Annotated in this window: 6 protein-coding genes; 3 read left to right on the plus strand and 3 right to left on the minus strand. The window is 50.5% G+C overall.

Annotation, left to right across the window (positions count from 1 at the left end):
* Positions 1 to 85 precede the first annotated feature (85 nt).
* Entirely contained in the window at positions 86 to 874 is a 789-nt protein-coding gene (locus FC07_RS09880; protein ID WP_057904942.1) for a DUF5067 domain-containing protein, read from the plus strand.
* Positions 875 to 966: 92 nt separating this feature from the next.
* On the opposite strand, the gene FC07_RS09885 is transcribed toward FC07_RS09880, so the two are convergent.
* Entirely contained in the window at positions 967 to 1,671 is a 705-nt protein-coding gene (locus FC07_RS09885) for an IclR family transcriptional regulator (RefSeq protein WP_057904943.1), read from the minus strand.
* Between the two features lie 145 nt (positions 1,672 to 1,816).
* Between FC07_RS09885 and FC07_RS09890 the strand changes: the two genes are divergently transcribed.
* Positions 1,817 to 2,278, plus strand: a complete 462-nt coding sequence (locus FC07_RS09890; protein ID WP_057904944.1) for a heme-binding protein — start codon at positions 1,817 to 1,819, stop codon at positions 2,276 to 2,278.
* Between the two features lie 44 nt (positions 2,279 to 2,322).
* Here the strand turns inward: FC07_RS09890 and FC07_RS09895 are convergent, their stop codons facing one another.
* Positions 2,323 to 4,461 carry a coiled-coil domain-containing protein gene (locus tag FC07_RS09895; protein WP_057904945.1) on the minus strand — a complete coding sequence of 713 codons (2,139 nt, stop codon included), beginning with the start codon at positions 4,459 to 4,461 and terminating at the stop codon, positions 2,323 to 2,325.
* A 303-nt stretch (positions 4,462 to 4,764) separates the two neighbouring features.
* Positions 4,765 to 5,913 (minus strand): cobalamin-independent methionine synthase II family protein, encoded by a 1,149-nt coding sequence (locus FC07_RS09900; RefSeq protein ID WP_057904946.1) that lies wholly within the window; start codon positions 5,911 to 5,913, stop codon positions 4,765 to 4,767.
* A 125-nt stretch (positions 5,914 to 6,038) separates the two neighbouring features.
* On the opposite strand from FC07_RS09900, the gene FC07_RS09905 reads away from it, so the two are divergent.
* Complete coding sequence (locus tag FC07_RS09905) at positions 6,039 to 6,965, plus strand: LysR family transcriptional regulator (protein ID WP_057904947.1); 927 nt, start codon at positions 6,039 to 6,041, stop codon at positions 6,963 to 6,965.
* Positions 6,966 to 7,304: the final 339 nt, after the last annotated feature.

The raw sequence follows: 7,304 nt of genomic DNA on the forward strand, positions 1-7,304 counted from the left end.
ATTACGTAAAACTGATAATTTGGCCAATCAATTTGATGCATATGCATAATTCAGGTAAAGGAATATGTTTCAGGGGGAGAGACGCATGAAAAAAATCGCAATGTGCGGGGTAACATTAGCGTTATTGGTGGGCTTAGCAGGGTGCGGCCATGAAAAAGCGGCGCAACAGGCCAGTCACAGTCAGTCGACTACCAGTGTAAAGCCGAAAAAGGTAACCGCAACGTTTGAAAACAATGAGATCAAAACGTCAGCTTTGAAGCTGAAGCTCACCAAGTCAAAAGTGATCCCAGTGGGGGAAGTAGGTAATGAAAATGGCACCAAACCAGTGTTAGCCATTTGGTTTAGCGCCACGAATTTATCCAACAACAAAGTGACCGCGAGAAGTGCCTGGACGACGATTTTTGCGGCGTATCAAAAGCAAGCCAGCAACAAACAACTGAAATTTGGGGCAGTACCAGATGCGGCCTTAAAGGATAATTTTAACATTCCCAAAGGGCAAACCACGAAAGGCGCTGTGGCTTATGAACTGGTGGACCAACAAACGTCGGTGACCTTAAAGGCTGTAGCGGCGCAAACCGTTGGCAATAAAATCTTTGATGTGAAGACAGTTTTAGCCGCTGCAGCTAGTTCATCGGCAGCCGCCGAATCTGAAAGTGCTGCGTCGGCCAGTTCAGCTGCCCAAGCTGCGGCTGATGCGGAAAGCGCCGCGGCTGCCAGTGCGGCGTCGGATTCTGAATCGGATACCAATGCCCAGTCCAGTACCAGCGCTGATGCCACAGCTGATGGCATGACCGGGGCAACCGGTGAGAATCAGGTTACTGCTGATCAACAAGCACCAACTGGTGCAGCTGCTGGCGCAAGTGATGCTTATTAAAGAGACCGATCTTGTTGATCGTCAATAACCATCAAAGCGGGCTGGCTCGTTTTGATGGTTATTTTTGTGGCTTGATTTAAGGCGAGCAATGATTAACCCCACTGGACTGCCAACGTATCTCGACAAGCTTGCAGGGCTTGGGCCAACTGCTTAAATTGGCGTCGGGGTAGTTGATTGAAATTGCCGGAAATCGCTAAGGCAGCTTGGACTTGCGCTGGGAGTTGCAGTGGGACGGCTAAACAGCGCAGGCCTAAGGTGGATTCTTCGTCATCTAAGGCATAACCTTGGGCGTTGATCAGCGCTAAATTTTGGATCAAGGCTTGGCGGTCGTTTAAGGTGAATTTAGTGCGCGCTGTCGGGTGTAACTGTTGTAAACACAAGGCCTGATCTGGAGCAGGCAAGTTCGCCACAATGGCCTTGCCTAAGGCACTTTCGTAAAATGGGACGGTTTTGCCGAGTTTGCGATAAGCCATGGGGTCGCTGGCAGTGGGGATGACTTGGGTGATCACCACGTTGGCTTGTTGCCGCACACCAACGTAGGCGGTAACGTGAAACTGTTGCACCAGCTGTTGGGTAACGGTGACGGCCAGCCAGTTCAATTGTGGTAAGTCTAGTCGGACCACTGCGTATTGGCGCTGGTTTTTCTGGACTTTGTTCAGGCCGATCAACGTGTCCAGTAGGCGGTAAGTGGTGGTTTTATTGTAGTGTAAGGCGGTGCTGATCTCGGTTAACGTGGCGCTAGGCCGTTGCTGCAGCCAGTCGAGAATTTGCAGGCCTTTGACTAAGGTATTGGGCATGGTGAGCACCTTCTTTCAACTGTGATGCAACGTTAAATCGTTTAGCTTCATTATAATTGTTTCATGATTTGAAACAAAGCGCCTAGCTTTTGCATTTTGCTTCAGTTTAGTTAAGCTAAGGCTAAAAACAGAAAGCGTGAGCAAAATGGATGAACAACAAGTTTTAACCCAAGAACAACAAATTAACTTGGCGCATTTTACCTTGGCTGATGTGCCCGCTTTGATCGACTGTGCGCGGCAAGTGGCCGGTGCTAATTTTGAAAAAGTTGTGGTGGCCGTTTATCATGGTGACCGGTTGGTCGGTTTAAATGCCGGCACTGCCACCACCAGTGAAAATAACCGGTGGGCCACTCGGAAATACCACGTGGTGGCGCAAACGCAACATAGTTCGTTATTTGAAAAGTTGCATTATGGCAATGATGCGGCAGCGTTTTACGCTAAAACCGGCACCGCACCCGCCGAATTTGCTTTTTCTGGCGGTGGCTTTCCCATCCACGTCAGCGGTTATGGCTATGCCGGCGCGTTGATCGTATCAGGCTTGAAAGATACGGAAGACCATGATGTGGCTTATCGGACGTTGGCGACGTTTCAAACGCAGGAAGGCTAAAAAAATCGTAGTGCTCAATGAGTTGATGAGCGCTACGATTTTTTTTAATGGTACTGCTGGTCATTGGTGTCCGTTAACCCGAATAATGCGACCACCAGACTGACAATGCCGACAGTGGTGGTTGCCGTTAACCCAAGGCTTTTGGGCAATGGGGTGACGGTGTCGGTTGCCGCCTGATTGGCCTGAGTGGTGGTTTGGGTCACGGTCGTTGTTGTTGACGCCGGCTGTTGTTGCGCGGTGGCCGTTGTTTGCTGGGCCAGGTGATGCAAGAAAATTTGGTTGGCTGGCTGCGGTGTTTGTTGTGCCGTTGCCAAAGCTTGTTTGGCTGCCGCTAGCCGACTTTGGGCTTGTTGTGCGGCTTGTTTGGCGTGGGTTAAAACTGCCGCGGCGTTTTCTAAGTTGGCCAATTGTTGTTGGCGTGCGGTTAACTGTGCTTGGGCGTTTTTCAAGACTTGCTGCGCCTGGTGAGCTTGTTGCTGGGCTTGGTCTAAATCGGCCAAGGCCGTATTCATGGTGGCTTCCTTAGCGGTTAAGGTGGCAGTGGCGACCGTTAAGGTTGTTTTGGCGTTGCTTAAGGCTTTTTCGGCCGTTTGCAAGGCCGTCAGTTTTTCAGCTTGGCGGCGAGTCAGCGTTGTAACCGTCTGTTGCGCTGCCGTGGCGATTTGCTGATCTTGTGCCAATTGGGTTTGAGCGGTGGCCAAGGTCTGTTGGGCCGCGGTGTAGGCAGCTTGGGTTTGGCGCACCGTTTGATTGTGGGCCTGCAGGCTGGCCAGTTGCGCGCTGGCGTTGGTTTGAGCGGTTTGGTCGGCAGCTAAGGTGGCGCGACTTTGAGCCAGTTGGGCTTGCGCCGCCGCAACTGCCTGGCTCTGAACCGCAGTCAGTTGTGTAACGGTTTGTTGGGCGGTGGTTTGAGCGGTTTGATCCTGAGCCAATGGGGCTTGGGCAGCCGCCAGTGTTTGTTGCGCAGTCTGGTGCTGCGCCGCCGTCAAATTGGCCTGGGCCGTTTGTTGTGTCGCTGTGGTTTGGGTCACTTGTTGGGTGGCGGTGGTCACGTCTGATTTGGCCTGGGTCAATGTTTGTTGATCTTGCGCTAATTGGTGCTGTAAAGCAGCCACTTGGATGGTTAACGTCACGCGTACATGGCTGGAAGTCGGGTGGTGTTTGCCAGCAGTGGGCAGCGCGGATTTTGTATCATCGCTAGGCAAAGCAACGGCATTTAAGGTGTCCAGCTGGCTTTGAAGCGCGGCCAATTGTTGCCGGTCATTGTTGATTTTAGCCGTGACCCGAGTTTGCGCCTGTTGCGCGGTGGTGAGGCCTTGTTGAGCGGTTTGTTGGGCCGCTGTGGCTTGGTTATAACGGGTTTGCAACTGCGTGGTGGTGGTTTCCGCGGCTTGTTGGGCTTGGGTCACCGCCGCTTGGTCAGCGTTAACGGCTGCTTTCGTTTGGGCTAACTTAGTTTGGGCCTGGGTTAGCGCTGGACTTGTTTTTTGCGCTGCAGCAACGTTGGCTTGGGCCTGCGCCACTGCCGTTTGGTCGTGTTGGACTTGGGTGGTGGTTTGGGTCACCGCCTGTTGGGCCGCAGTGGTGTCCTGCGTGGTGGTGGTCGGGGCGGTGGTTGTCTTGGCTTTCGCGGCGGCCTTTGCCATCGTTGCTTGGTCGTGTTGAACTTGTTTTTTGGCTTGGGTCAAGGCTTGTTGGGCGCTGGTTGGATCAGCAGCGTCAACGGCTTGTTGCGCTTGATCCACCGCATTTTGTTTGGCGTTCACCGTGTTTTGTGCCGCGCGCACGGTGGTGGCGGCTGTGTCAACGGCAGCTTGTGCCGCCTGCGCCGGTTGTTGGGCTGTGGTGGCAGCACGTTGCGCGGTGGCCGCGGTGGCCGCTGCGCTGGTGACAGTGGTGGTTTGTTTTTGAACGGCTTGTTGGGCCCTCGTGATATTTTTGGAAGTAGCGTTGTGTTGGTTCACAGCCGCTGCTTGTTGATTTAAATCGGCTTGATCGGCGGCAGACTGTGCTTGTGCGACGGTCTGTTGGGCAGGTTGACTGGCGTCAGTGGTTGCGTCCGCTGTAGTTTGGGTGGTGGCAACAGTATCCGTGGTGGCGGCTTGCGCGCTTTGCGTGGTGAAAATTAAACCAGCGCCAGCAACGGTTGCGGCGATTGCTGCAAGTTGTGCCTGTTTCTTCATGACAAAAATCCCCCTGTAACATCCTTTTAATGCTTTTAATCTTACCATAATGGCAGCGGCGGCTAGCAACGTGAAACCCTATTAGGCTGGGCTTTTAATCGGTTGGAGAACGCGCTTTAATGAGACTGTAGCAGCTAAAATGAAAGAATTGTTATGATTAAATTTCAAAAGCAGCCATTAAATCTGAAAATACGGGTAACACTGTAGCGACCGGCGAGATTTAATAAAAATGTAACCTTGTTGTCGCTTTGTTACAGACAGCACTCAAAAAGCCGATCAGCGACTGGCTGATCGGCCTTTTGGTTAATCCCAGAACTTAGCGGCAATTTTTTGACCTTGGTCAATTTTGGCCCATTGTTGGGCTTCGGTGAGTTCGTTACCGGAATCGCAAGAGGCGAAACCGCATTGATGGGATAAGTACAATTGGTCTTTGTTTAAAATTTGGCTGGCTTGGATCAATAGGCGCAAGGCGCGGCCTTCGTCGTCTAAACCACTGGTTTTACTGGAGAGTAAGCCCAGGACAACTTCTACATTTGGCCGGTCTTCTAGGGCCTTTAAAGCGGTGATGTCGCCTGCGCGGTCATCGTCCCATTCCAAGAAGAAGCGGTCATAATGTTGGTCGTGTAAGAACTTTTCGGCAATGGTGTTGTAGCTGCCTTCAGCGAAATGGCGGCTTTCGTAGTTGCCGCGGCAGTTATGCGTCCACACTTTTAAGCCTAGTTCGTGGCCAAAGTCCACCACTTCGTTGTTGGTGTTGACGGCGACATCCGCTAAGTCTTGCAAGTTGCCGTTGCCGGAGCCAAAGGGGTTGGTTTCGTTGTCGCTAGAGAAAACTTCCCACAAACAGTCGTCAAATTGGATGATCTCGCCACCAGCGGCTTTGTATTCGGTGAGGAATTCTTTGTAGGCGCCGATCAGGCCGTCATGCAGTTCGTCAACCGTTTTGTAAACTTGGTCTGGGCCGTAAAGTTTGTCAATGTAGGCAAATTCCACAAAGGCATGGGCGGCGCTCCAAACGGTAAGCTTGACGTCGTTACCGTCTGCTTGGGCTTTGAGTTGTTTGTAAATGTCGATGAAATGGTGATTCTTGCCAGATAATGGGGCGGTAATTTCAATCCCAATGTCTTTGCGGGTCTCAAAGTCGCTACCATCATGGTCGCGGAAGTTGTAGCCGCTGTCGGCGATAAAGCGGCGAATGCCACTGAAGCCCCAAATAAAATCAAGGTGCCACATGGATTTGGTGTATTCCCCATCAGTTAGCACGTCGATGCCGTGGGCTTTTTCTTTGGCAATCACGTCCTTGACAGCTGCTGCTTCAGCGTCTTGATAGCCTGGAATGGCGTCATAAAAAGGATATTGAATGTCGTCGCGGTGTTCGATTTTGTTTTTATAGTCGAGTAAGCTGGCTGGGCGTAATAAGGAGCCCACCAGTTGAAAGTGTGATTTTGTCATATTTAATGAAGCCTCCGTTGTTGAATTGATGAGATTAGTATAACAGCTGGTCGAGAAAATAGATAAGACTGCTTACTTTGATGGTATAATAGGCTAAACCTATAACGTGAAGGGAAGTTGAGGGCATGCGCATTCAACAATTGGAGTATTTGGAGAAAATTGCCGCAACAGGGTCGATCAATGAGGCGGCGAAACAGCTGTTTATCAGTCAGCCGTCACTGTCACAATCCATGAAGGAACTGGAAAAAGAGTACGAGATCCAACTTTTTTACCGCAGTAAAACCGGCATCACGCTCACCGATGCCGGGCGGGAATTTATCAACTATTCGCGCAGTGTGCTGGATCAAGTGAATTTGCTTAACGAACATTTTGGCCAAGGTACGGTACGCAAGCGGATCTTTAGCGTGTCAGCGCAGCATTACGCCTTTGTGGTCAACGCGTTTGTAGAGCTAGTGAAGGAAATTGGCGGGGATGCTTACCAATTTACCTTGCGGGAAACAGAAACTGGCAACGTCCTCAATGACGTGCAAACGCTGAAAAGCGAGCTAGGCGTGATTTATTTAAACCAGTTTAACCGCACGGTGTTGCAACGGTTGATCACCGAAAAAGACCTGAGCTTTGTGCCGCTTTTTGACGTGCGGCCCCACGTGTTTATTGGGCGCGATAACCCGCTGACCCAGAAAAAGGAGATCACCTTGGCTGACTTGCAAGACTACCCTTATTTGTCCTACGAACAAGGGGATGCCAGCTCATTTTATTTCTCTGAAGAAATTCTCAGCACATTGCCACATAAAAAGCACATTCGCATTAGTGACCGCGCCACGATCTTTAATTTAATGGTAGGGCTAAACGGCTACACCATTAGTTCCGGCATTATCAGCAGTGAGCTGAATGATGAAAAAATCGTCGCCATCCCGCTGGCCGTGGACGACACCATGACCCTAGGCTATTTACGCCACAAAAAAATGGAGCTCAGCACCACGGCGCAGCGCTACCTGGACTTACTGAAGCAGCATATTCGCGGGTATGGGTTTGAGGTGTTTGAGGGGTAATGTAGCGCTTTATTAGCGGTTTTATGATATGGTTGCGCCCGTAGGAATGGACATCTTCCGGAAATGAGCGTTTGCGGTAGCAAAGTAGTCCTTAGAGTATTGAGGAGCTGATAGCCGTTAACAAAAATATAGCATAACATCGAATTAAGTCGAAACATGTCATTCATAGAGATCAGTTTAAAAATGTAGATATGAATGACGCTCAAAAAATAAAATAGGCAGAACAGTAGACCTTTTCATTAAAACCCTGTATGGTGAAGTTAATTACCAATGGGGGTATTCGTATGATGCAAACAGTAAAAGTTAAATTATATCCGAATGCCACCATGCGCCGTGTTT

The sequence above is a fragment of the Loigolactobacillus bifermentans DSM 20003 genome, assembly GCF_001434575.1.
Lineage (GTDB): Bacteria > Bacillota > Bacilli > Lactobacillales > Lactobacillaceae > Loigolactobacillus > Loigolactobacillus bifermentans.